The organism is Bradyrhizobium sp. 18BD (assembly GCF_054185225.1).
The window spans coordinates 1-1,299 of record NZ_JAVAYL010000048.1 but is presented as its reverse complement, the minus strand read 5'-3'; the positions used below and the strand labels follow the sequence as shown (position 1 = coordinate 1,299).

Here is a 1,299-nt window from a genome sequence, read left to right as displayed (position 1 = left end):
TGAGCGGCCCGAGACATAGGTGACAGAACGTACCGGACACATGGGTTACACTTTCCGCTTTTGTTCTGCGGGAGGTGTGGATGCCGTGGAGAGCGAGTTCGGTCATGGAAGAACGCCTTCGCTTTGTCGCCCGGCTTCTGGACGGGGAAGCCATGTCCGAGGTCTGTCGCGAGTTCGGCATATCGCGCAAGACCGGCTACAAGATTTTCGATCGGTACAGGGAGCACGGTCTCGAGGCGCTGAGCGATCGCTCCCGGCGGCCGGTCCGCTATGCCAATCAGCTGCCGAGCCAGATCGAGACCCTGATCGTTCAGCTCAAGGCCGAGAAGCCGCATTGGGGTGCGCGCAAGATCCGTGAGCTCCTGGTCAGGCGGCTCGACGGCGATGTCAGGGTTCCGGCCAAAAGCACCATTCATGCGGTGCTTGACCGCCATGGCCTGGTCCGGCGCGGCGGCGGGCCGCGCCACCACGCGCGCGGCACGCCGCTGTCCCAGGGCACACTCCCCAATGATCTGTGGTGTGCCGACTTCAAGGGCGAGTTCAAGCTCGGCAGTGGCCGCTACTGTTATCCGCTGACCGTTACCGATCATGCCTCGCGCTTCCTGCTGCTCTGTGAAGCGCTGGACTCGACACGCGAAGACCCTGCCATAACAGCCTTTGAGCGGCTGTTCCGCGAGCGCGGGCTGCCGCTTGCCATTCGCACCGACAACGGCGTGCCCTTTGCCAGCCCCAACGCTCTATTCAATCTCTCAAAGTTGTCGGTGTGGTGGCTCAGGCTCGGCATTGCCATCGAGCGCATCAAGCCAGGCCATCCGCAGCAGAACGGACGCCACGAGCGCATGCACCTGACCCTTAAGAAAGAGGCGACCCGCCCGCCGGGCTTCAACAGTCTGCAGCAGCAGGACCGCTTCGATGCCTTCGTTCGCGAGTTCAACTTCGAGCGTCCGCACGAGGCCCTCGACATGAAGTGCCCCGCCGAGCTCTACACCGCCTCTCCGCGCTCCTATGACGGCCTGCCAGAACTGAGCTACCCGTTCCACGACCGCGACGTCCTCGTCACCGCTTGCGGCCGCCTCTGCCTGCATCGCAAGCGGATCAACATCTCAACCGTCCTGGCCGGCCAGAAGCTCGGCATCAAGGAAGTCGACGACGGTATTTGGCTCGTCAGCTTCATGCACTATGATCTTGGATATTTCGACCTGGAGCAGAAGACCCTGCAACCCCTCGACAACCCGTTCGGCACGAGGTTGTCACCCATCTCTTAGGTACGATCCGTTACCTATGTCTCCGGGCTGGACA

At 62.3% G+C, this 1,299-nt stretch carries 1 protein-coding gene; it reads left to right on the top strand.

Going from position 1 to position 1,299, the window contains the following annotated elements; genetic code table 11:
- Positions 1-80: 80 nt before the first annotated feature.
- Positions 81-1,265: an IS481 family transposase gene (locus RAD16_RS40280; RefSeq protein WP_458163616.1), complete on the top strand. Its 1,185-nt coding sequence runs from the start codon at positions 81-83 to the stop codon at positions 1,263-1,265.
- The last annotated feature ends 34 nt before the right edge of the window (positions 1,266-1,299 follow it).

Bases quoted from the DNA above. Each gene is read 5' to 3' on its own strand.
- RAD16_RS40280 (WP_458163616.1), top strand. From the start codon at position 81: ATGCCGTGGAGAGCGAGTTCGGTCATGGAAGAACGCCTTCGCTTTGTC.